The 21959-nt window shown below is 63.2% G+C and carries 20 protein-coding genes; 6 read left to right on the top strand and 14 right to left on the bottom strand.

All coding sequences use genetic code 11. The annotated features are described in order from the left end of the window. Nucleotides 1-118 precede the first annotated feature (118 nt). Together IFT75_RS07235 and IFT75_RS07230 are read left to right on the top strand one after the other, a co-directional pair. Nucleotides 119-1234: a nitrilase-related carbon-nitrogen hydrolase gene (locus IFT75_RS07235; RefSeq protein WP_192054479.1), complete on the top strand. Its 1116-nt coding sequence runs from the start codon at nucleotides 119-121 to the stop codon at nucleotides 1232-1234. Between the two features lie 4 nt (nucleotides 1235-1238). Then, nucleotides 1239-2261 (top strand): AraC family transcriptional regulator ligand-binding domain-containing protein, encoded by a 1023-nt coding sequence (locus IFT75_RS07230; protein WP_192054014.1) that lies wholly within the window; start codon nucleotides 1239-1241, stop codon nucleotides 2259-2261. 13 nt (nucleotides 2262-2274) lie between these two features. On the opposite strand, the gene IFT75_RS07225 is transcribed toward IFT75_RS07230, so the two are convergent. The 13 genes from IFT75_RS07225 to mtnA all read right to left on the bottom strand — a co-directional run bounded on the left by IFT75_RS07225 (nucleotide 2275) and on the right by mtnA (nucleotide 17416). Beyond that, nucleotides 2275-3132, bottom strand: a complete 858-nt coding sequence (locus IFT75_RS07225; protein WP_446731057.1) for a DUF2242 domain-containing protein — start codon at nucleotides 3130-3132, stop codon at nucleotides 2275-2277. A 132-nt stretch (nucleotides 3133-3264) separates the two neighbouring features. Beyond that, a complete protein-coding gene (locus tag IFT75_RS07220) occupies nucleotides 3265-3600 on the bottom strand; it encodes a lipopolysaccharide assembly protein LapA domain-containing protein (protein WP_192054012.1) in 336 nt (111 codons plus the stop codon). A gap of 21 nt (nucleotides 3601-3621) precedes the next feature. Beyond that, entirely contained in the window at nucleotides 3622-3915 is a 294-nt protein-coding gene (ihfB, locus tag IFT75_RS07215) for an integration host factor subunit beta (RefSeq protein ID WP_043187734.1), read from the bottom strand. Nucleotides 3916-4026: 111 nt separating this feature from the next. Continuing rightward, complete coding sequence (locus tag IFT75_RS07210; RefSeq protein WP_185793807.1) at nucleotides 4027-4326, bottom strand: hypothetical protein; 300 nt, start codon at nucleotides 4324-4326, stop codon at nucleotides 4027-4029. Nucleotides 4327-4541: 215 nt separating this feature from the next. Then, a complete protein-coding gene (locus tag IFT75_RS07205) occupies nucleotides 4542-4841 on the bottom strand; it encodes a hypothetical protein (protein ID WP_122479053.1) in 300 nt (99 codons plus the stop codon). 152 nt (nucleotides 4842-4993) lie between these two features. Beyond that, entirely contained in the window at nucleotides 4994-6682 is a 1689-nt protein-coding gene (gene rpsA, locus IFT75_RS07200) for a 30S ribosomal protein S1 (RefSeq protein WP_185793808.1), read from the bottom strand. A gap of 121 nt (nucleotides 6683-6803) precedes the next feature. Then, complete coding sequence (gene cmk, locus IFT75_RS07195; RefSeq protein WP_122479056.1) at nucleotides 6804-7490, bottom strand: (d)CMP kinase; 687 nt, start codon at nucleotides 7488-7490, stop codon at nucleotides 6804-6806. Next, nucleotides 7487-9748 carry a bifunctional prephenate dehydrogenase/3-phosphoshikimate 1-carboxyvinyltransferase gene (locus IFT75_RS07190; RefSeq protein ID WP_446731056.1) on the bottom strand — a complete coding sequence of 754 codons (2262 nt, stop codon included), beginning with the start codon at nucleotides 9746-9748 and terminating at the stop codon, nucleotides 7487-7489. Before IFT75_RS07190 ends, cmk begins: the two co-directional genes overlap by 4 nt. Continuing rightward, a complete protein-coding gene (gene hisC, locus IFT75_RS07185; RefSeq protein ID WP_122479057.1) occupies nucleotides 9741-10850 on the bottom strand; it encodes a histidinol-phosphate transaminase in 1110 nt (369 codons plus the stop codon). Before hisC ends, IFT75_RS07190 begins: the two co-directional genes overlap by 8 nt. 17 nt (nucleotides 10851-10867) lie before the next feature. Further along, nucleotides 10868-11962: a prephenate dehydratase gene (gene pheA, locus IFT75_RS07180; protein WP_122479059.1), complete on the bottom strand. Its 1095-nt coding sequence runs from the start codon at nucleotides 11960-11962 to the stop codon at nucleotides 10868-10870. Then, a complete protein-coding gene (gene serC, locus IFT75_RS07175) occupies nucleotides 11962-13047 on the bottom strand; it encodes a 3-phosphoserine/phosphohydroxythreonine transaminase (RefSeq protein WP_122479705.1) in 1086 nt (361 codons plus the stop codon). Before serC ends, pheA begins: the two co-directional genes overlap by 1 nt. Nucleotides 13048-13221: 174 nt before the next feature. After that, the gene (gyrA, locus tag IFT75_RS07170) at nucleotides 13222-16026 is read right to left on the bottom strand and encodes a DNA gyrase subunit A (protein ID WP_185793811.1); all 2805 of its coding nucleotides are present in this window, start codon (nucleotides 16024-16026) and stop codon (nucleotides 13222-13224) included. A gap of 313 nt (nucleotides 16027-16339) precedes the next feature. After that, nucleotides 16340-17416 carry an S-methyl-5-thioribose-1-phosphate isomerase gene (gene mtnA, locus IFT75_RS07165; RefSeq protein ID WP_192054010.1) on the bottom strand — a complete coding sequence of 359 codons (1077 nt, stop codon included), beginning with the start codon at nucleotides 17414-17416 and terminating at the stop codon, nucleotides 16340-16342. Between the two features lie 105 nt (nucleotides 17417-17521). Here mtnA and IFT75_RS07160 point away from each other — a divergent pair, with 105 nt between their 5' ends. Genes IFT75_RS07160 through IFT75_RS07145 form a run of 4 tightly spaced genes read left to right on the top strand, consistent with a single transcriptional unit; the run spans nucleotide 17522 to nucleotide 21046 of the window. Continuing rightward, the gene (locus IFT75_RS07160; RefSeq protein ID WP_192054008.1) at nucleotides 17522-18850 is read left to right on the top strand and encodes a TRZ/ATZ family hydrolase; all 1329 of its coding nucleotides are present in this window, start codon (nucleotides 17522-17524) and stop codon (nucleotides 18848-18850) included. A gap of 57 nt (nucleotides 18851-18907) precedes the next feature. Further along, nucleotides 18908-19606, top strand: a complete 699-nt coding sequence (gene ubiG, locus IFT75_RS07155) for a bifunctional 2-polyprenyl-6-hydroxyphenol methylase/3-demethylubiquinol 3-O-methyltransferase UbiG (protein ID WP_122479065.1) — start codon at nucleotides 18908-18910, stop codon at nucleotides 19604-19606. 2 nt (nucleotides 19607-19608) lie between these two features. After that, nucleotides 19609-20280, top strand: coding sequence for an N-acetylmuramic acid 6-phosphate phosphatase MupP (mupP, locus tag IFT75_RS07150; RefSeq protein WP_185793812.1), 672 nt, complete (start codon nucleotides 19609-19611; stop codon nucleotides 20278-20280). 25 nt (nucleotides 20281-20305) lie between these two features. Beyond that, a complete protein-coding gene (locus IFT75_RS07145) occupies nucleotides 20306-21046 on the top strand; it encodes a YciK family oxidoreductase (protein WP_185793813.1) in 741 nt (246 codons plus the stop codon). Between the two features lie 116 nt (nucleotides 21047-21162). Here the strand turns inward: IFT75_RS07145 and IFT75_RS07140 are convergent, their stop codons facing one another. Beyond that, a complete protein-coding gene (locus tag IFT75_RS07140; protein WP_122479071.1) occupies nucleotides 21163-21945 on the bottom strand; it encodes a TenA family transcriptional regulator in 783 nt (260 codons plus the stop codon). Nucleotides 21946-21959: the final 14 nt, after the last annotated feature.

Here is a 21959-nt window from a genome sequence, read left to right as displayed (position 1 = left end):
AAACAGTAGACACCCGAGCTGCACGCCTCAATGACCTGAAATGACAAGTCATTGATCATGCTGCACGCGACGTCTACCCTAGTGCGGATTCACGAACAGGAGCTGGTTGTTGTCCCTCATGCGCAAAATCCTGATGTCCGTGGTTGCCCTGCTTTGCCTGGCGGCGTTGAGTACCTACGCGCTGTGGACGACCCAGCGCCCCGCCGGGCACTACCTGTCCGACCTGCGCATCGAGCTCGATGGTGTCGAGGGCGCGCCGTCCGAGCGCGGCAATCTGCTGGGGATCCAGCCCGAACTGTTCCCGGCGGATTACCAGAGCGTCGAGCGCCTGCGCCTGAAACTGGCCGGATACCTGCAGCATGCCCAGGATGCAGGCCTTGTCGGCAGCAAGACCATCGTGGTCTTGCCCGAGCACATCGGTACCTGGTTATGGGCGGTGGGCGAGAAGAACGAGTTCTACCAGGTGGTGCAGCGTCGCGATGCCGAACAGTGGCTGGCCGCCAGCAATCCATTGCGCCTGCTTGGCGGCTGGGCCATGGCCGAGGGCGAAGATCGCTTCGCCGACGCCTACCTGCGCATGAAGGCCGCGAGCATGGCCGAGCAGTACCAGCAGCTGTTTGGCGGCCTGGCCAGGCAATTCAGGGTGACCCTGGTGGCAGGCTCGATCATCCTGCCCAAGCCTTCTGTCGTGGAGGGTCGCCTGCGAACCGGGAACGGCGCCTTGTACAACGCCAGTGTCGTGTTCGCGCCCGATGGCTCCGTGCTGGGCCAGCCACAGCTCCAGCATTTCACCAGCCATCCCACTCGCCGCTACGTGCAACCCTTGGGTGACGCACCGTTCAACGTGTTCGACACCCCGGCGGGCAAACTGGCCGTCCTGATCGGCACCGACAGCTGGCATCCGGCGAGTCACGCCCAGTTGCGCCAGCAAGACGTGCAGCTGCTCGCGGTGCCCGCCTCGGTACTCGGGCGTGGGCGCTGGTCCGAGCCCTGGCGCGGCTTTCGCATCGACCCAACGCCGAGCGATGCCGCCCTGCTGCCCGGCGAGGTCAGCGAGGCCCAGGCCTGGCAACGGCTGGTCGCAGAAAGCGCGCCACTGGCAAGCATGACCGTGTTCATGGGCGGGCACTTCTGGAATCAGTTCTACGAAGGGCACAGCTTCGCCCGCCAACGCGAGCGTTTCGGCCAGGTCGGTGACGGGCGTGGCGCGCGCCTGATCAATCTGTGGCTGTAGGCGCGTGAGCGGCCAGCGGATCAAACTCGGCGACCTGTCGGTCGGCTTCACCCAGAGCCTGGCACAGGCAGTACGCAGCCATGGCCACGACCCGCTGCCCCTGTTGGCCCAGTATGGGTTGGAGCCAAGCCGGCTCAACGTCGCCGGAGCGCGACTGACCATCGCCCGCTACATGCGCCTGGGCCATGCGGCGATCGCCCTTACCGGCGACCCCGCGCTGGGCCTGCGCATCGGCCAGGCAAGCCGCCTGAGCCAAGCAGGCCTGGCCGGCGTCACGGCCGCGCAGGCACCGACAGTGCGCGAGGCAGCCCGTACCCTGATTCGTTTCGAACCCCTGTACGCCGCCAACTATCGCGGGCAATCGAGTTTTCACGAAGACCGCGAAGGCGCCTGGCTGCGGTTCTATTCGATCAGTCCCTACAATGCCTACAACCGTTTTGTGGTGGACTCGCTGCTGACCGGCTGGCTGCAGCAACTGACTGTACTTGCCGGGCAGAACGTGATTGCACAGCGGATGGAAATCGAGTTCGACCCGCCCGGCTATGCAGCACACTACCCCGCCCATACCGCCTTCAACTGCGAGCACAACCAGCTGCGCCTGACCCATGCCAGCCTGAACCTGCGCAACCCCGAGCACTGCCCGAGCACCTGGCAGCATTTGTTGCAGCTGTGTGAACAGGAACTGGAGCGTTTGACGCGCGTGCGCACCGTTGGCGAGCGGGTCGCCCAACTGCTGGGTTCACAGCTCAACGGCGGACGCGAGCCGACGCTGGACGAAATCGCTGCCTGCCTGAAGATGCCGGCCTGGACCTTGCGGCGCAAGCTGACCCACGAGGGTACGCAGTTCCGCTTGATTCTCAACGACACCCGCCGTGACCTGGCGCAGACCTACATCCGCGACACCGAACTTGCATTCGGCGAAATAGCCTACCTGCTGGGATTCACATCGGCCGAGGCTTTTCAGCGCGCCTTCAAACGCTGGTGCGCAATGACGCCCGGCGAGTACCGCCGCGCCAGCCGTCAGTGACCCCAGCGCTCGCTCAGGGCTGCGAAACGGGCGCCTCTACAGAGGGCGCCTGCGGTACGGCCTCAGGGGTCGCCTCGGTGGCCTTGGGAAGCGGGATGACTTCGATGGGGGCCGGTTGTGCCGGGGGCGCGACAGGCTGCGAAGCCTCCTGCTCGGGCACCACCTCTGCCTGCTGCGCCTGAGCGGGCGGAGTCGGCGGAACCAGCGGCGCGGCTACAGGCACGACTGGCTTCGCAGTCGCAGGCGCTAAAGATGCAGCGGGGGCCGCAGGTGCAGTGTCTGGCATACCCAGCTCATCCTTGACAGGCGGGGTCGATACGACCTTCTTCGCCTGCACGGGCATGAAGCTCTCCACCAGAGAGAAATAACGGTCGTAGAACTTGTCCGACGCCACCGTTTCACTGGCCACCTTGACCATGGAATCGTCGGTGGAACCGATCGGCATCGAGACCGAACCCAGCACCCCCACGCCTACGCTTGCCGAGTTGTTGACCTTCTTCAGCGCATAGCGATCCTGCAGCGCATTGGCGAACAGCGTGGAGCTGTGCTCGCTGTTGGCATCGGCGACGCAGACCACGTTGAAACTGATCTCGAGATGACTCTCGCCGGTCTGCTGGAAGCTCTTGTGTCCACTCACCTGACGCGGATCGTTGCTGGTGATGATGTAGCCCTGGCTCAGCAATGCCCGACGCGCGGCTTCACAGGAGGCGATATCGCTGACCGGGTAGTTGCGAGAAAACGTGCCTGAGTCAGCAAAATTTTCATGTTCGTAGATGGCGGTCTTGGGGGAAGAACACCCTGCCATGCCGAGCCATGCAAGAACCAGCACGGCGCCTGGAAGGTGTCGCCCGTAACGGAATGGGAATGACATTGTGGGTCCTGGAAAACGGTCTGCGGCTATTGTGCAACAGAACGCGCTGGCACGGCGCAGGAAATGCCGTTCGCTCAGGACACGCGGTAATACGCGATGTTTCCGCAGTGGATACGGAACCCCCAGGGCGTATTACTTGACCACCGCCTGCTGGGGTACAGCGACAGAGGCTTTCGAATCGGTGGATGCAGCGGCCAGGGTTGCACGTTGCTCCGCCCGGGCCTTGGCACGCAGCTGCTTGCGCCAACGGTGCTTGCTGCTCAGGGCGATATACCAGCCGAACAATGGCCCGATCAGCATGCCTGCCAGCACGCCTGCCAACACGAACACAGACACTGGCAACGACGGGGTGGACCAACCAAGAGCGCTCAACGCAACGGCCTGTTGGTTCTCCAGTACGAACACCAGCACGACAGCAGCGACTGCCAGGAAAATCAGCACCAGCAGCAACTTCTTGAGATTACGCAAAGCCTTCTCCTTCAACGTCGATCAAGCGAGCTCTTCGTCTTCGTTCACCCGATCGCGCAACTCCTTGCCGGGCTTGAAATGCGGAACGAACTTGCCATCCAGGCTCACCGACTGCCCGGTCTTGGGATTGCGCCCGACCCGAGGGGCGCGATAGTGCAGGGAAAAGCTGCCGAAACCACGTATCTCGATCCTGTCACCTGTGGCCAGGCACTGCGACATTTGCTCGAGCATGGTCTTGATGGCCAATTCCACATCCTTGGATGAAAGTAGACCTTGATGGGTGACAATACGTTCGATCAATTCCGACTTCGTCATATTTTTCCCTTCTTTATCAAGCAGCTAGATCAGTGCTTAGAAGGTTTTAGCATGGCTTGACAGATTTGAACAGCCCGACTCTTGACTTCTTGAAAATGAGTTGTGCGTGCCCTATTTGAACGCAGTGCTCTTGCGGCATTTGACGATCATGCTGCGCGTTGAATAACCCGCGGGGTTGAGGCCGAAGACATAGTCGTCCGGTTCTTCCTTGACGTCGCTGGACTTGGCGAGGGTACGGTAACCGGCAGGGCCGCAGGCCGATTCGGCCTCTTTCTCGCACTGGGCCCAGGACGAGGTCAGCCCGGAACAGGTGATGTGCATTCCACGACTGCCGCGCTTGCCGTGGGACGTGGAGGTGGCGGCGCAGGCGGTCACCAGCAGCAATGCTGCGATGAGCAGGGTAAATTTCATGACTCGGGCCTTGTCTACTTCTGGGAGGGACACGGGTTCAAGGAGCAGGAATTCAATCGAAAACGATGACTGCCAATACACCACCTACCCTATCCAAGTAGATGGCCGATTGCTAATTTACTTCAGGCGGGTGTCAGAGACGTGACGGAAAAGTTTGTAACCATTCGTATGCCATTTACCAGCCGCAGGTCAGCTGGAGCAACTTCAAGGGCTACTCAACCTTGACCGTTGCAGCGCACGAACATGGTTCGGCTGGCCATGCCCGGATTCCAGCCGAGGAAGCCGTCTTCGGGCTCTTCCTTGATATCGGAAGTCTTCGCCAGGACTTTGTAGCCCATCGCGCGGCAGGCATGCTGCGCTTTGTCATAGCACTTGCCCCAGGACGAGCCCAGGCCACTGCAATTGATCTGCAATGCCTGCATGCCCCGATAATCTCGTTTGACCACCGACGTGGTGGAGCATGCGGATGTCAGACCCACTACGACGAACAGCACTGCGGTTACTACGGTTTTCATCCCTGGAGATCCTTGGGTATTCACTTATCCCTTTGAGCATCCGAGGTCGGGGTTAGTTCGGCGCCCGCCGCGTTCAACTCTCGACACGGCACGAATCGCAGGCACAAAAAAGGGCGACCGAAGTCGCCCTTTTTCTACAGGTCAAACAGAACTTAGTTCTGCTTTTCCATCTGAGCACGCAGCAGGTCGCCCAGAGTGGTCGGACCGGCAGCGATATCCGAAGTGGCTGGCTTCTCGCGCAGGCTCTGGATCGCTTCTTTCTCGTCTTCAACGTCTTTCGATTTGATCGACAGTTGGATGACGCGGGACTTGCGGTCGACGCTGATGATCTTGGCTTCGACTTCTTCGCCTTCCTTCAGAACGTTGCGCGCGTCTTCAACGCGGTCACGGCTGATTTCGGAAGCTTTCAAAGTGGCTTCGATGTCGTCGGCCAGGGTGATGACAGCGCCCTTGGCGTCAACTTCCTTGACGATACCGCGAACGATGGCGCCCTTGTCATTGACAGACACGTAGTTGGAGAACGGATCGTCTTCCAGCTGCTTGATGCCCAGGGAGATGCGCTCGCGCTCTGGATCTACCGACAGGATGACGGTGTCGAGCTCGTCGCCCTTCTTGAAACGACGTACGGCTTCTTCGCCCACTTCGTTCCAGGAGATGTCGGACAGGTGAACCAGACCGTCGATGCCGCCGTCCAGACCAATGAAGATACCGAAATCGGTGATCGACTTGATGGTGCCGGAGATCTTGTCACCCTTGTTGAACTGGCCAGAGAAGTCTTCCCACGGGTTCGACTTGCACTGCTTGATACCCAGGGAGATACGACGACGCTCTTCGTCGATGTCCAGAACCATGACTTCCACTTCGTCGCCGACTTGTACGACTTTCGAAGGATGGATGTTCTTGTTGGTCCAGTCCATTTCGGAAACGTGTACCAGGCCTTCCACGCCTTCTTCCAGCTCTGCGAAGCAGCCGTAGTCGGTCAGGTTGGTGACGCGCGCCATGACGCGGGTGCTCTCTGGGTAACGTGCCTTGATGGCAACCCATGGATCTTCGCCCAGCTGCTTCAAGCCCAGGGAAACACGGTTGCGCTCGCGGTCGTACTTCAGGACCTTGACATCGATCTCGTCGCCAACATTGACGATTTCCGATGGATGCTTGATGCGCTTCCAGGCCATGTCGGTGATGTGCAGCAGGCCATCGACGCCACCCAGATCGACGAATGCGCCGTAATCCGTGAGGTTCTTGACGATACCCTTGACTTGCTGACCTTCCTGCAGGGATTCCAGCAGAGCTTCGCGCTCGGCGGAGTTCTCGGCTTCCAGGACACTGCGACGGGAAACGACAACGTTGTTGCGCTTCTGGTCCAGCTTGATGACCTTGAATTCGAGCTCTTTACCTTCCAGGTGGGTGGTGTCGCGCACAGGGCGGACATCGACCAGGGAACCAGGCAGGAACGCACGGATGCCGTTAACGTCGACAGTGAAGCCGCCCTTAACCTTACCGTTGATAACGCCCTTGACCACTTCCTCGGCGGCGAAAGCTGCTTCCAGAACGATCCAGCACTCGGCACGCTTGGCTTTTTCGCGGGACAGCTTGGTTTCGCCAAAGCCGTCTTCTACCGCGTCCAGCGCAACGTGAACTTCGTCACCGACCTTGATGGTCAGTTCGCCAGCGTCGTTGTAGAACTGCTCGAGCGGGATGACACCCTCGGACTTCAGGCCGGCGTGGACAGTAACCCAGTCACCGTCGATATCGACAACGATACCGGTGATGATTGCGCCTGGCTGAAGATTGAGAGTTTTTAGGCTTTCTTCAAAGAGTTCTGCAAAGCTTTCGCTCATTTTAATTCCTGTAGATTTGGGCGAAACATACGCCCATCAGCCACGCTCCAGACAACGTGGGTTTCGTTCAAGTAAAAGAAAGCCACCGGGATGTTGACTGGGTTCCCGTATGGCTTCTTCGTCACCCGGCGATGTCGCGTAGTGCGATCTCGCTCATGATGCGTTCCAACACCTGCTCGATGGACAACTCCGTGGAATCCAGCTGTATGGCATCGGCCGCCGGCTTGAGCGGGGCCACTGCGCGCTGGGTGTCACGCTCATCGCGTGCACGTATCTCATCTAGCAGACTCGACAGACTAACATCGTTGCCCGCTGCCTTCAACTGCAAGTAACGCCTGCGGGCACGTTCCTCCGCGCTGGCGGTGAGGAACACCTTCAACGCCGCTTCAGGGAACACCACCGTGCCCATGTCGCGACCGTCGGCCACCAGGCCCGGTGACTCCTGGAATGCTCGCTGGCGCTGCAACAGCGCGTCGCGCACTGCTGGCAGGGCCGCGACCTGGGAGGCGCCGGCACCCACCTGCTCGTTGCGGATGTCGCGGGTGACGTCGTCGCCTTCCAGCACGATGCGCTGGGGCTGGCCGTCGGCAGCGGCGATGAACTGCACATCGAGATGGGCTGCCATCACCATCAGCGACGCTTCGTTGCTCAGATCGACGCCATGGTTGCGTGCCGCGTAGGCCAGCAAGCGATACAACGCGCCTGAATCGAGCAGCTTCCAGCCCAGGCGCTTGGCGAGGATACCGGCGATGGTGCCCTTGCCCGAACCGCTTGGCCCGTCGATGGTGATGACCGGCGCCTGGTTCACGACGCGCCCTCTTCGGCCACGTTGATACCCACCTGGGCGCAGAGACCGAGGAAGTTGGGGAACGAAGTGGCGACGTTGGCGCAGTCGTGGATGCGGATCGGCGCACTGGCGCGCAGCGAGGCAATACTGAAGGCCATGGCGATGCGGTGGTCGCCGTGGCCGTGGACTTCGCCGCCGCCCATGGCCGGTAGTCCGTGACCGACGCCGTCGATGATGATGCCGTCTGCGGTCGGCTCGCATTTCACACCGAGCGCCAGCAGGCCGTCGGCCATGACCTGGATACGGTCGGATTCCTTGACGCGCAGCTCTTCGGCGCCGCGCAGCACGGTGCGCCCTTCGGCGCAGGCCGCAGCCACGAACAGCACCGGGAACTCGTCGATTGCCAGGGGGACCAGCGCCTCGGGGATCTCGATACCCTTGAGTCGAGCCGCCCGCACGTGCAGGTCGGCAACCGGCTCGCCACCCACTTCACGCTGGTTTTCCAGGGTGATGTCGGCACCCATCAGGCGCAGGATATCGATGACACCGGTGCGCGTCGGGTTGATACCCACGTGCTCCAGGGTCAGGTCCGAGCCTTCGGCGATCGAGGCGGCCACCAGGAAGAATGCGGAAGACGAGATATCGCCGGGCACTTCGATGTGGGTCGCCTTCAGCGTGTGGCCGGACTCGACCGACGCCTGCGGGCCATTGACCTCGACCGGATAACCGAAGCCGCGCAGCATCCGCTCGGTGTGGTCGCGGGTCGGTGCCGGCTCGGTGGTGGTGGTCCTGCCTTCGGCCCACAATCCGGCCAGCAGCAGGCAGGACTTGACCTGTGCAGAGGCCATCGGCAAGGCGTAGTCGAGCGCCTTGAGCCGCTGCCCGCCGCGGATCACCATCGGCGGACGACCCTCGGCCGCCGTCTCGATGACCGCGCCCATTTCCCGCAGTGGATTGGCCACGCGGTTCATCGGGCGCTTGGACAGCGAGGCATCGCCGGTCAACGTGGTATCGAAGCTCTGCGCCGCAAGAATGCCGGCGAGCAGGCGCATCGAGGTCCCGGAGTTGCCCAGGTAGATCGGCCCGGGCGGCGCCTGCAGGCCGTGCAGACCGACACCATGGATGGTCACCCGGCCCTGGTTGGGACCTTCGATGACCACGCCCATGTCGCGGAAGGCCTGCAGGGTCGCCAGGGCGTCCTCGCCTTCGAGGAAGCCTTCGACTTCGGTAGTGCCCTCGGCCAGGGAGCCGAGCATGATCGAACGGTGCGAAATGGATTTGTCACCCGGTACGCGAATGCGGCCCTTGAGGCTGCCACCGGGTTTGCCCAGGAAGATCAGGTCGTCGTTGGAGTTCATAGCGTCCACATAGGCCCGACGGGCCAGGATTTTACTGAAATGCTCGCGGGCCACCTTGGCGCGTGTGAACACGCCCAGCAGGTGATGCCCATCCCCTGCATCGACCGCGTCGCGCAGGGCGTCGAGATCGCTGCGAAATGTATCGAGTGTGCGCAGTACAGCCTCGCGGTTGGCGAGGAATATGTCGTGCCACATGACCGGGTCACTGCCGGCGATCCTCGTGAAATCACGGAAACCGCCCGCAGCGTAGCGGAAGATTTCCAGGTTTTCACTACGCTTGGCCAGCGAATCGACCAGGCCGAACGCCAGCAGGTGCGGCAGGTGACTGGTGGCGGCAAGCACCTCGTCGTGACGCTCGACCTGCATGTGCTCGACGTCCGCACCCAGGGCGCGCCACAGGCCATCGACGCGTTGCAACGCATCGGGCGCGGTTTCGGCCAGCGGCGTGAGGATCACCTTGTGCCGCTTGAACAGCTCGGCATTGGCCGCCTCTACCCCGCTCTGCTCTGAACCGGCGATCGGATGGCCCGGAACGAAGCGTGACAGGTCCCCGCCAAAAGCCTCGCGAAAGGCCCGTACCACATTGCCCTTGGCGCTGCCGACATCGGTGATCACGGCTCGGCCCAGGTCAAGCCGGGCCAGGGCCGCCAGCAGTTTTTCCATGCCCAGGATCGGCACCGCCAACTGGATCACGTCGGCGCCGACACAGGCACGGGCCAGCTCGCTTTCGCAGCGGTCGACCACGCCCAACTCGACGGCCCGCAGGCAGGCGCGCGAATCGAGATCGACCCCCACCACTTCGTCGGCCAAGCCACTTTGCTTGATGCCCTTGGCGAACGAGCCGCCGATCAGTCCCAGCCCCACAACCACCAGGCGGCCTATTCTGGCAGCGCCCGGTTGCAATTGCGTGAACTCAGACACGGGCCAGCACCAGGCGCAACGCCTCCAGGAAACGGCTGTTTTCCGTGGCCAGGCCGATGGTCACGCGCAAGTGGTTGGGCATGCCGTAGCCGGCCACCGGGCGCACGATCACCCCTTCGCGCAGCAGCCCCTGATATACCGGCCCGGCAACGCGACCCACGTCCACGGCAATGAAATTGCCCTTGGAAGGAATCCAGTCCAGGCCCAGCTCGGCGAACCCCGCCTCCAGCTGCTGCATGCCGGCACTGTTGAGTTCGCGGCTGCGCTGCAGGTAGTCGGTGTCCGTCAGCGCGGCGCAGGCGGCAGCCAATGCCAGGCTGTTCACGTTGAACGGCTGGCGGACACGATTGAGCACATCGGCAATGACCGGCGAAGACAAGCCATAGCCTACCCGCAGCCCAGCCAGGCCATAAGCCTTGGAAAAGGTGCGCGAGACCAGCAGGTTCGGGTAGCGCGCCAGGTAGTCGAGGCCGTCGGGAAGCTCCCCACCGACGGCGTACTCGATATAGGCCTCGTCGAGCACCACGACCACGCTGGGCGGGACCGCGGCGAGGAAGTCTTCCAGCGCCTGCGGGCCGAACCAGGTACCGGTCGGGTTGTTCGGGTTGGCCAGGAACACCACGCGGGTCTTGTCGTCGATCGCTGCCAGCATCGCCGGCAGGTCATGGCCGAACTGCCTGGCCGGGATGACCCGCGCACCGGCATTCACGGCCTGCACGACCAATGGATAGACGGCAAAGGCGTGCTCGCTGAACACCGCGTTCAAGCCCGGTGCCAGGTAGGCTCGGGCGACCAGTTCGAGAATGTCGTTGGAGCCGTTGCCCAGGGTCACCTGGTCCAGCTGTACGCGGCACTGCTGCGCCAGCAGGGTCTTGAGGTCGAAGCCGTTGCCGTCGGGATAGCGTGTGAGCTCGGCCAGTTCGCGTTCGATCGCGGCACGGGTCTTGGGGCTTGCACCCAACGGGTTCTCGTTGCTGGCCAACTTGATGATGTTGGCCGGATCTAGGTTCAGCTCTCTGGCCAGCTCATCCACCGGCTTGCCGGGAACGTAGGGGGACAGTTGTTGAACGCCGGTCTGGGCCAGGGCAAGGAAATCTGTCATGCGTACTAACCCTTCTGTTAAAGAACCGCTTTGGGGTATGAGCCCAGCACCTTGAGTGCCACGGCTTCCTGACTGATCTGCTCCAGCACGCCCTTGATCAACGGGTCGCGATGATGGCCGATGAAGTCGATGAAGAACACGTAGGTCCATTTGCCGCTGCGCGATGGCCGTGTCTCGATTCGGGTAAGGTCGATGCCGTTGTCGTGAAACGGCACCAGCAGCTCGTGCAACGCACCCGGCCGGTTGCTCATGGACACGATGATCGAGGTCTTGTCGTCGCCGGTGGGCGGCACTTCCTGGCTGCCGATGATGAGGAACCGTGTGGCGTTGTCCGGACGGTCTTCGATCTTCTCGGCCAGGCGCTCCAGGCCATACAGGCCGGCAGCCATGTCGCCGGCGATGGCCGCCGAGTTCCATTCGCCCTTGACCCGCTTGGCCGCCTCGGCATTGCTGGCGACCGCTATGCGCTCGACGTTCGGGTAGTGCGCGTCCAGCCACTTGCGGCATTGCGCCAGCGATTGTGCGTGGGAATAGATGCGACTGATGCTGTCGGTCTTGGTGTTGTCGCCGATCAGCAGGTGGTGGTGGATGCGCAGTTCGACTTCGCCGCAGATCACCATGTCGTGTTCGAGGAAGCTGTCGAGGGTGTGGTTCACCGCGCCTTCGGTGGAGTTTTCCACCGGCACCACGCCGAAGTTGACCGCACCTGCAACCACCTCGCGGAACACTTCGTCGATCGCCGCCATGGGCTTGCTGATCACAGCGTGGCCGAAGTGTTTCATGGCAGCTGCCTGGGTGAAGGTACCTTCGGGGCCCAGGTAGGCGACCTTGAGCGGGTTCTCCAACGCCAGGCAGGATGACATGACCTCGCGGAACAGGCGCGCCATCTCCTCGTTGCTCAGCGGCCCCTTGTTGCGCTCCATGACCCGCTTGAGCACTTGCGCCTCGCGTTCGGGCCGATAGAACACCGGCACTTCGCCTTCGGCCAGCGCGGCCATCTTGACCCGCGCGACTTCTTCGGCGCAGCGGGCGCGATCACTGATCAGCTCGAGAATCTTCTCGTCGAGGCTGTCGATGCGTACCCGCAAGGCCTTGAGTTCATGTTCGGACATCAGCCGTTTTCCTTTTCGAACTCCGCCATGTAGCCGACCAGCGCTTCGATGGCGTCAAGGCCCAGGGCGTTGTAGATGGAGGCGCGCATGCCACCGACCGAACGGTGACCCTTGAGGTTGAGCAAGCCGCGCGCATCGGCGCCGGCCAGGAATGCCTTGTCCAGACGCTCGTCGGCCAGGCGGAACGGCACGTTCATCCAGGACCGGGCGTTAACCGAGATCGGGTTGCTGTAGAAATCGCTGGCATCGATGAAGCCGTACAGGCGGTCTTTCTTGGCACGGTTGCGGGCTTCCATGGCCGCAACGCCGCCCTGCTCCTTGAGCCACTCGAACACCAGACCCGAGAGGTACCAGGAGTAGGTCGCAGGCGTGTTGTACATCGAACCGTTGTCGGCAGCGATCCGGTAGTCGAGCATGGTCGGACAGGCGCTGCGCGCTTTGCCCAGCAGGTCTTCGCGCACGATCACCACGACCAGGCCGCTGGGGCCGATGTTCTTCTGCGCGCCGGCATAGATCAAGCCGAACTGGGACACGTCGATGGGACGCGAGAGAATGTCCGAGGACATGTCGACGACCAGTGGCGTATCACCGGTCTGCGGCACCCAGTCGAACTGCAGGCCACCGATGGTTTCATTGGAAGCGTAATGGACGTAGGCCGCGCCGGGCGTCAGTTTCCACTCGTTCTGGCCGGGGATGGCCAGGTAGTCGTAGGGCTTGGCGCTGGCAGCGACATTGATGTTGCCGTAGCGACGCGCTTCCTCGATGGCCTTCTTCGACCAGATACCGGTTTCGACGTAGTCCGCCGTGCCGCTTTCGGGAAGCAGGTTCAGGGGGATTTCGGCGAACTGCTGGCTGGCGCCACCCTGCAGGAACAGGACCTTGTAGTTGGACGGGACGCCAAGCAGGTCGCGCAGGTCTTGTTCGGCCTTTTCGGCGATGGCGGTGTAGTCCTCGCTGCGATGGCTCATCTCCATCACCGAAAGGCCCTTGCCACGCCAGTTCAGCATTTCCGCCTGGGCGCGCTGCAGCACAGCTTCGGGAAGCGCAGCGGGGCCTGCGCAGAAGTTAAAGGCTCGATTGCTCACATCCACTCTCGCTCTGCTTGAATTCGGGCCTGGCCCGGGTGTGTCCGCCGGAAGATCGGCGATGCTGCCTTCGCGGCGGCTGACCGCTCCCACGAGGCTCCCGATGCAACGGAGAACTTGTGGGAGCGGGCTCTGCCCGCGAAGGGCGCACCGCCCAATCCCCTGCCCTACAGCTTACTCCTCGGGCGCTTCGTCGGCGGCATCGGGCTCGACATCACCCTGGGCCACTTCGGAATCGACCGCATCGCCGCCTTCGGCGCTTTCAACGCCTTCGACACCCTCTTCCAGCTCGTCATCCTCGACTTCCGATGGCTCCTGGACTCGCTCCAGGCCCACCAGCTTCTCGTCGGTGACCAGCTTGATCAGGGTCACGCCCTGGGTGTTGCGGCCCAGGCTGGAGACTTCGCCAACACGGGTGCGCACCAGCGTGCCCTGGTCGGAGATGAGCATGATCTCTTCACCTTCCTGGGATTGGATCGCGCCGACCAGCTTGCCGTTGCGCTCCTTGGTGACCATGGCGATCACGCCCTGGCCGCCACGGCCGCGACGGGGGAACTTGCTCAACGGCGTGCGCTTGCCGAAGCCGCGTTCGGAGGCGGTGAGAATCTGCGCGCCGGATTCGGGGATCAGCATGGAAATCAGCTGCTGGCCCTTGCCCAGGCGCATGCCGCGGATACCGCGGGCACCACGGCCCATCTGCCGCACCACGCCTTCGGCGAAGCGGATCACCTTGCCGGCGTCGGAGAACAGCATGACTTCCTTGGCGCCGTCGGTGATGGCTGCGGCGATCAGAGTGTCGCCTTCCTTGAGTTTCAAGGCGATCAAGCCGCTGGAGCGCGGACGGGCGAACTGTGCCAACGGCGTCTTCTTGACCGTACCGAAGGCGGTCGCCATGAAGATATAGGCACCGGTAGGCTCGGCCACCAGCTCGGGGGTGTCGCCCTCGTCGCCTTCAACGGCTTCGACGACTTCTTCGGCCTCGACGATTTCGCCTTCGATGACGGTATCGTCGGCGTCGTCGAGGTCTTCGTCGGCGCCGGCGGTGGCCTGCAGGGCCTCGAGGTCGATCTGCAGCATGGTGGTGATGTACTCGCCATCATCCAGCGGCAGCAGGTTGACCAGCGGACGGCCGCGCGCAGCACGGGACGCCTCGGGAATTTCATAGGTCTTGAGCCAGTACACCTTGCCCTTGCTGGAAAACAGCAGCAGCGTGGCATGGCTGTTGGCGACCAGCAGGTGCGAGATGTAGTCCTCGTCCTTGACGCCGGTGGCCGACTTGCCCTTGCCGCCCCGGCGCTGGGCCTGGTAGGACGACAGCGGCTGGGTCTTGGCGTAACCACTGTGGGAAATGGTCACCACGCGCTCTTCTTCCGGGATCATGTCGCCCAGCGTCAGGTCGAGGCGCGAATCGAGGATCTCGGTCCGGCGCACATCGCCATATTCGGAGCGGATCAGTTCCAGTTCCTCGCGGATCACTTCCATCAGGCGCTCGGCGCTGTTGAGGATGCGGATCAGCTCGGCGATCTGGTTGAGGATCTCTTGGTACTCGGCCAGCAGCTTTTCGTGCTCCAGACCGGTCAGGCGATGCAGGCGCAGCTCGAGGATGGCCTGGGCCTGTTCCGGCGACAGGAAATACTTGCCGTCGCGCAGGCCGTACTGTGGATCGAGGTTTTCCGGACGCGAGGACTCGGCACCGGCACGCTCGACCATGGCCACCACGGCGCTGGACTCCCACGGCGTGCTGATCAGCGCTTCCTTGGCCTCGGACGGCGTTGGCGAGGCCTTGATCAGGGCGATGACCGGATCGATGTTGGACAGCGCAACCGCCTGGCCTTCGAGAATGTGGCCGCGCTCGCGCGCCTTGCGCAGTTCGAACACGGTGCGCCGGGTGACGACTTCACGGCGGTGGCGAACGAAGGCTTCGAGCAGGTCCTTGAGGTTGAGAATGCGCGGACGGTTGTCGATCAGGGCAACGATGTTGATCCCGAACACGGCCTGCAGCTGGGTCTGGGCGTAGAGGTTGTTGAGGATCACCTCCGGCACTTCACCGCGGCGCAGCTCGATGACGATGCGCATGCCGTCCTTGTCGGACTCGTCGCGCAACTCGGAGATGCCTTCGAGTTTCTTCTCTTTCACCAGCTCGGCGATCTTTTCGATCAGGCGGGCCTTGTTCAACTGGTACGGCAGCTCGGTGACGACGATCTGCTGGCGACCGCCGACCTTGTCGATGTCCTCGACATGGGAGCGGGCGCGCATGTAGATCCGGCCACGACCGGTGCGGTACGCCTCGATGATGCCCTGGCGACCGTTGATGATGGCGGCAGTCGGGAAGTCCGGCCCGGGAATGAACTGCATCAGTTCATCGATGGTGACGTCCGGGTTGTCGATGACCGCCAGGCAGCCGTCGAGCACCTCGCCCAGGTTGTGCGGCGGGATGTTGGTCGCCATGCCCACGGCGATACCGCTGGAACCGTTGACCAGCAGGTTGGGGATGCGCGTCGGCATGACCGCAGGGATCAACTCGGTGCCGTCGTAGTTGGGCACCCAGTCGACGGTTTCCTTGTGCAGGTCGGCCAGCAGCTCGTGGGCCAGCTTGGTCATGCGCACTTCGGTGTAGCGCATGGCGGCGGCGTTGTCGCCGTCCACGGAACCGAAGTTGCCCTGGCCATCGACCAGCAGGTAGCGCAGCGAGAACGGCTGGGCCATGCGCACGATGGTGTCGTAGACCGCGGTATCACCGTGCGGGTGATACTTACCGATAACGTCACCGACCACACGGGCCGATTTCTTGTAGGGTTTGTTCCAATCGTTGCCCAGCTCACTCATCGCAAACAGAACGCGGCGATGCACGGGCTTCAAGCCATCACGTGCATCAGGCAGTGCACGACCGACGATCACGCTCATGGCGTAGTCGAGGTAGGACTGTCTCAGCTCGTCTTCGATATTGACCGGGAGGATTTCTTTGGCCAGTTCGCCCATGAGAAGCCTGATTCCTTTTTCTGGTGAAACTCCGTTGCCTCCCTGTGAGAAGAACGAAGCTTGCCACCGCTGGCCGATGCCAACGGCGACTTACGACAAATCAACGAGTTACGCCTTGGACCTGCGGCGTTGGAGGGACACCGCGATGCACCCCCGAAAACCGCCGGATGGTAGCACAATCGCCGTCAGACACCTATCCCCTTAAACCCTGACAGGACCCTTGATCGGGTGAGATCAAGCCTCTCACACGGCGCTGCGGCGCTGCTAGGCCAGCACCGCATCGAAAAAAGGCCGATTTGTCGGTGCGGCGAACTCAATGCAGGCGCCGGCGACACATCAGCTGCGCCAGCTTGGCCGTATCAGGCCGCTCGACGATGCCCTTTTCAGTGACGATCACGTCGATCAGGTCGGCCGGCGTCACGTCGTGGACCGGATTGAACGCTTCGACATCCGCGCCGATGCGTGTCCCGGACACTTCCAGAAGTTCTCGGCCATCGCGTTCGAGCAGGGGGATGTCATCGCCGCTCTCCAGCGCCATGTCGATCGCCGCACTGGTGGCTACCACCATGAAACGAACACCGTGGTGCATCGCGCAGACCGCCAGCTGGTAGGTGCCGATCCGGGCCGCGATATCGCCGTTGGCGGCGATCCGCTCGGCACCGACGATTACCCAGGTGATGCCCTTGCTTTTCATCAGGTGCGCAGCTGCCGAGTCGGCGGCCACGGTCACCGGGACACCCTCGCTGGACAGCTCCCAGGCGGTCAGCCGCGAGCCTTGCAGGCCCGGCCGGGTTTCGTCGACATAGACACGTTCGAGCATGCCGTCGTGGAACGCGGCGCGCACCACCCCCAGCGCCGTGCCGAACCCGCCGCTGGCCAGGGCACCGGGATTGGCGTGGGTCAGCACGGTCTGCAGATTGCCCTGGTGCCGACGGATCAATTCCACGCCCAACTGAGCCATGGTCAGGTTGGCTTCGCGGTCGCTTTCGTGAATGGCCAGGGCTTCGGCCTCGAGCGCGGGCAGCGGGTCCTCGCCGGCACGCACCCGGCCAAGGCGCTCGCGCATGCGCTCCAGCGCCCAGAACAGGTCGGCGGTGGCCGGGCGGATCTCCGCCAGCAGGCGCAGGTCCTCGTCCAGCGCGGTGCGCCAGTCAGGCCCGGCCGCACGGTGCAGGCGTGCCGCCAGCACTACCGCATAGGCAACGCTGATGGCAACGGCCGAGGCACCGGCCACGACCCCGATGCGGACCGCGTCGGCCACGCCGGGTGCATCGATACAGGGGCGCCAGACCTGCTGCGCAGGCAGCGCGCGCTGGTCGAGCAGGTGCAACGCGTCACCTCGCCAATCAACGGCTTTGACCCGTTCCGCCGCCAACAATCGATCACGCATGCCCCACTCCGTACTCAGACACCAAAAGCGCTCGATTATAGCGAGCCCCCGTCCAAGACGCTCGGGTATACTTCGCCATCACCTGCCGAAGCCCCGGAACTTGCCATGCCCGATGTCGATACCGCCCTGGACCTGCTGCTACTGCCCACCTGGCTGGTACCGGTCGAGCCCGCCGGTGTCGTGCTCGAAGACCATGCCCTGGGTATCCGCGACGGCCAGATTGCATTCATCGGCCCGCGCAGCGCAGCCGCCCGGCTGCAGGCGCGAGAAACCCGCGAACTGCCGGGCCAGCTGCTCGCTCCGGGGCTGGTCAATGCCCACGGGCACGCGGCCATGACGCTGTTCCGCGGCCTGGCCGACGACCTGCCGCTGATGACCTGGCTCGAACGACACATCTGGCCCGCCGAGGCACGCTGGGTCAGCGAGGCGTTCGTCCGCGACGGCACCGACCTGGCCATTGCCGAGCAACTGCAAGGCGGCATCACCTGCTTTTCCGACATGTATTTCTTTCCCGAAGTGGCCGCCGAGCGCGTGCACGCCAGTGGCATGCGCGCACAGATCACCGTGCCGGTGCTGAACTTCCCCATTCCCGGCGCGCGTGATGCCGACGAGGCGCTGCACAAGGGTGTCGAGCTGTTCAACGACCTCAAGCACCATCCACGCGTGAGCATTGCCTTCGGCCCCCATGCGCCCTACACGGTGAGCGACGAGAACCTGGAAAAGATCCGGGTACTGGCGGACGAAATGGATGCCGCCATCCACATGCATGTTCACGAAACCGCAGGCGAAGTGCACGATGCCCTGCAACAGAGCGGCGAGCGTCCGCTGGCCAGGCTGGCCCGCCTCGGCCTGCTGGGGCCGCGCTTCCAGGCGGTGCACATGACTCAGATAGACGACGCCGACCTCGCGCTGCTGGTGGAAAGCAACAGCAACGTCGTGCACTGCCCGCTGTCCAACCTCAAGCTGGCCAGTGGCTTCTGTCCGGTGGAAAAGCTCCGGCAGGCCGGCGTCAATGTGGCCGTGGGCACCGATGGGGCGGCGAGCAACAATAGCCTCGACCTGCTCGGCGACACGCGCATCGCAGCGCTGCTGGCCAAGGCCGTGGCCGGTTCGGCGACCGCATTGGATGCCCATCGCGCACTGCGCATGGCCACCCTCAATGGCGCCCGAGCCCTGGGCATGGAGACGCACATCGGCTCGCTGGAGGTCGGCAAGGCTGCGGACCTGGCGTCGTTCGACCTGTCCAGACTGGCTCAGCAGCCGGTCTACGACCCGGTGTCGCAACTGATCTACGCGAGTAGCCGCGATTGTGTCCGGCATGTCTGGGTCTCCGGTAGGCAACTGCTCGACGAAGGTCGCCTGACCCGCCTGGACGAGCAACTGCTGCGTGACAAGGCATGCGCCTGGGGCGAGCGTATCGCCGCCGAGCGATGACGACTGCGCCGCCCGGCCCTACAGAATTCAAGAATCACATCGTTTAGAGGACACCCAATGAGCAACGTCGACCACGCTGAAATCGCCAAGTTCGAAGCCCTGGCGCACCGTTGGTGGGATCGCAACAGCGAGTTCAAGCCCCTGCACGACATCAATCCGTTGCGCGTCAACTGGATCGACGAGCGCGTCAACCTGGCGGGCAAGCAGGTCCTGGATGTAGGTTGCGGCGGCGGTATCCTGAGCGAGGCCATGGCCCTGCGCGGCGCCAAGGTCACCGGGATCGACATGGGCGAGGCGCCACTGGCGGTTGCCCGCCTGCACCAGCTGGAATCCGGAGTGGAAGTGGAATACCGCCAGATCACCGCCGAAGCCCTGTCGGCCGAATGCCCGCAGCGCTTCGATGTGGTCACCTGCCTGGAAATGCTCGAACACGTGCCAGACCCTTCGTCGGTGATCCGCGCCTGCTTCCGCATGGTCAAGCCTGGCGGCCAGGTGTTCTTCTCGACCATCAACCGCAACCCCAAGGCGTACCTGTTCGCGATCATCGGCGCGGAGTACATCATGAAGCTGCTGCCGCGCGGCACCCACGACTTCAAGAAATTCATCCGCCCTTCCGAGCTCGGCGCGTGGAGCCGCGAGGCCGGACTGACCGTCAAGGACATCACCGGCCTGACCTACAACCCGCTCACCAAGCACTACAAGCTGGCTTCGGACGTCGACGTCAACTACATGATCCAGACCCTTCGCGAGGAATGAGCATGCGCCTTCGAGCGGTACTTTTCGATATGGACGGCACGCTGCTCGATACCGCGCCGGACTTCGTCGCCATATGCCAGGCCATGCGCGCCGAACGCGGCCTGGCGCCGATCGACGAGCAGCGTGTGCGCGACGTGATCTCCGGCGGCGCCAAGGCCATGGTCCAGGCGTCGTTCGACCTGGCACCCGAGTCAGCGGAGTTCGAAGCCTTGCGCCTGGAGTTCCTCGAGCGCTACCAACACGGCTGCGCGGTCCACAGCCATCTCTACGAAGGCATGGCGCAACTGCTCGCGGATATCGAGCAGGCCAAGCTGATCTGGGGCGTGGTGACCAACAAGCCGTTGCGCTTCGCCGAGCCCATCATGCAGCAACTGGGGTTGGCACAGCGTTCGGCGGTGCTGATCTGCCCCGACCATGTAACGCGCAGCAAGCCGGACCCCGAACCCGTGCTGCTGGCCTGCAGCAGGCTCGACCTGGACCCGGCCAGCGTGCTGTTCGTCGGTGATGATCTGCGCGACATCGAGTCGGGCCGCGATGCCGGGACCAGGACCGCCGCAGTGCGCTACGGCTACATCCATCCCGACGACAACCCGGATCACTGGGGCGCCGACGTGGTAGTCGATCACCCGTCGGATCTGCGCCGTGTGCTCGACCAGGCCCTTTGCGGCTGCTGAACCGTACTACTTTCCAGGAGTTTCCATGTTCGATTACTCAGCCCGCCCCGACCTGCTGGCCGGGCGCATCATCCTGGTGACCGGTGCCGGCCGTGGCATTGGCGCTGCCGCCGCGAAAACCTTCGCCGCCCATGGCGCCACCGTGCTGCTGCTGGGCAAGACCGAATCCAACCTGACCACCGTGTACGACGAAATCGAAGCCGCCGGGCATGCCCAGCCGGTGGTCATCACCTTCGACCTGCAGAGCGCGCGAAGCGAACAGTACGCGCAATTGGCACAGGTGATCGAGACCACCTTCGGCCGCCTCGACGGCCTGCTGCACAACGCCTCGATCATTGGCCCGCGCACACCACTGGACGTGCTGCCCGACGACGAGTTCATCCAGGTGATGCAGGTCAACGTGAACGCCACGTTCATGCTCACTCGCGCACTGCTGCCTCTGCTCAAGCAGGCGGCAGATGGCTCGGTGGCGTTCACCTCCAGCAGTGTCGGTCGCAAGGGGCGCGCCCACTGGGGCGCCTACGGCGTGTCGAAGTTCGCCACCGAAGGCCTGATGCAGACCCTCGCCGACGAGCTGGAAGGTGTCAGCGCGGTACGTTCCAACAGCATCAACCCCGGTGCCACGCGCACGGCCATGCGCGCGCAGGCCTATCCGGCCGAGGAGCCTGGCCGCAACCCGTTGCCCGAACAGATCATGCCGGTGTATCTGTACCTGATGGGACCCGACAGTATCGGGGTCAATGGCCGGGCGTTGGACGCCCAGTGAAATGTGTCCTCAGGGCAGGCACCCACCGCTGTAACGACCGGCCAGCCAGCCTGTCGCGCAACCGTGGTGCCGCCTGAGGCGATCCTGCTAGTCCTGCGTCATGCCCCTACCCTGTTTCAAGCCACGACCCTTTTGTCCAGGGTGGTGGTGCGCTGCAGCTCCAGCGCCATGCAGCGTTCCAGGAACAGGAACATGAAGTCGTAGCTCTTGCAGATGGCGTTGCGCAGCTCGGCCTGCTGCAGTTCGGTGGCATGGTTGCCAACCAGGGTGCAGATGATCTCCAGAGCTTCCCACGGATGCTCGTCGTCGTACTGGGCATGCAGGCTCAGCCAGCGCATGGCGCGCTTGCGGTTCTGCTCGGGAAACGCCTGGGCATAGGTGTCGTCGGCGCAGACCACCGCCGACCACTCGCCGGTTGCACCCTCGATGGCATAGTTGGTGGCCGCCATGGCAACCGCCAGCGAGTCGGTGGCACAGCTCTGCCAGCACCAATGGCTGAGCGCGTGCAGCTCGGCCGGCACGTCCTGGGCGATGAGATCCTGGAGACTGACGCCATGCGCCTGGCTCCAATGCACCCAATAATCGGCGTGATTGAGTTCGACTCGAATGTTGCGCATCAACCAGCGCCGCGCCATGTCCTCGCCCGGATGCCGGGCAAAACGCGTCTTGGTCAGGTTCTGCGCCATGTACAGTGAAAACTGCTCCACCACGGGCCAGCCGCCGATCAGGTAATGACGCATGGTGCGCGAGCTCAGCTGGTTGTCGCGCATGCGCGCGTAAACCTCATGCTCGACGACCCGACGTTTGTTCGGCGCACAGTCTTCGATCAGTTTCTGTGCCCACTCGGGATAACTTTTTGCGTCCATCAGCGGACCCAGGCGAATAAAAGGATCGTTCACTGGCAAACCTCCAT

The sequence above is a fragment of the Pseudomonas sp. CFBP 8758 genome (assembly GCF_014841725.1).
GTDB classification, from domain to species: domain Bacteria; phylum Pseudomonadota; class Gammaproteobacteria; order Pseudomonadales; family Pseudomonadaceae; genus Aquipseudomonas; species Aquipseudomonas baltica.
Note: the sequence above shows the minus strand (reverse complement) of the source record. Positions and strands in the feature narration are given on the sequence as shown.

What these genes read in the sequence shown, in the direction of transcription:
- IFT75_RS07235 (WP_192054479.1), top strand. Translation starts at nt 119, where the DNA reads ATGCGCAAAATCCTGATGTCCGTGGTTGCCCTGCTTTGCCTGGCGGCG.
- IFT75_RS07225 (WP_446731057.1), bottom strand. Translation starts at nt 3,132, where the DNA reads ATGTCATTCCCATTCCGTTACGGGCGACACCTTCCAGGCGCCGTGCTG.
- ihfB (WP_043187734.1), bottom strand. Translation starts at nt 3,915, where the DNA reads ATGACGAAGTCGGAATTGATCGAACGTATTGTCACCCATCAAGGTCTA.
- IFT75_RS07210 (WP_185793807.1), bottom strand. Translation starts at nt 4,326, where the DNA reads ATGAAATTTACCCTGCTCATCGCAGCATTGCTGCTGGTGACCGCCTGC.
- IFT75_RS07205 (WP_122479053.1), bottom strand. Translation starts at nt 4,841, where the DNA reads ATGAAAACCGTAGTAACCGCAGTGCTGTTCGTCGTAGTGGGTCTGACA.
- rpsA (WP_185793808.1), bottom strand. Translation starts at nt 6,682, where the DNA reads ATGAGCGAAAGCTTTGCAGAACTCTTTGAAGAAAGCCTAAAAACTCTC.
- hisC (WP_122479057.1), bottom strand. Translation starts at nt 10,850, where the DNA reads ATGACAGATTTCCTTGCCCTGGCCCAGACCGGCGTTCAACAACTGTCC.
- pheA (WP_122479059.1), bottom strand. Translation starts at nt 11,962, where the DNA reads ATGTCCGAACATGAACTCAAGGCCTTGCGGGTACGCATCGACAGCCTC.
- gyrA (WP_185793811.1), bottom strand. Translation starts at nt 16,026, where the DNA reads ATGGGCGAACTGGCCAAAGAAATCCTCCCGGTCAATATCGAAGACGAG.
- mtnA (WP_192054010.1), bottom strand. Translation starts at nt 17,416, where the DNA reads ATGCGTGATCGATTGTTGGCGGCGGAACGGGTCAAAGCCGTTGATTGG.
- IFT75_RS07160 (WP_192054008.1), top strand. Translation starts at nt 17,522, where the DNA reads ATGCCCGATGTCGATACCGCCCTGGACCTGCTGCTACTGCCCACCTGG.
- ubiG (WP_122479065.1), top strand. Translation starts at nt 18,908, where the DNA reads ATGAGCAACGTCGACCACGCTGAAATCGCCAAGTTCGAAGCCCTGGCG.
- mupP (WP_185793812.1), top strand. Translation starts at nt 19,609, where the DNA reads ATGCGCCTTCGAGCGGTACTTTTCGATATGGACGGCACGCTGCTCGAT.
- IFT75_RS07145 (WP_185793813.1), top strand. Translation starts at nt 20,306, where the DNA reads ATGTTCGATTACTCAGCCCGCCCCGACCTGCTGGCCGGGCGCATCATC.